Consider the following 302-nt stretch of genomic DNA (forward strand, 5'->3'; position numbering starts at 1 on the left):
GGTGGTAACTACCGTGTCTTGGTAGCAATTGCTGATGTGAGCCATTACGTCACGCCAAATTCGCCGCTTGACCAAGATGCTTACGAGCGCGGTACGTCGGTATATTTCCCGCATCGTGTGATTCCGATGCTGCCTGAAGTACTGTCTAACGGTCTGTGTTCATTGAACCCTGATCTTGATCGTCTGTGTATGGTTGCGGATATAAAGATATCTCGCGCAGGCAAGGTCACCGGCTATGACTTCTATCCTGGGGTGATTCATTCACAGGCACGCTTGACTTATAATCAAGTGAATAGCTATCT

Annotated in this window: 1 protein-coding gene; it reads left to right on the forward strand. The window is 48.3% G+C overall.

Annotation, left to right across the window (positions count from 1 at the left end; genetic code table 11):
- Positions 1-302, forward strand: a 302-nt coding sequence (locus AAEZ03_RS26670; protein ID WP_350582794.1) for an RNB domain-containing ribonuclease, incomplete at both ends; no start/stop codon positions are given.

The organism is Pseudomonas sp. HY2-MNA-CIBAN-0224 (assembly GCF_040310285.1).
Classification (GTDB): domain Bacteria; phylum Pseudomonadota; class Gammaproteobacteria; order Pseudomonadales; family Pseudomonadaceae; genus Aquipseudomonas; species Aquipseudomonas helleri.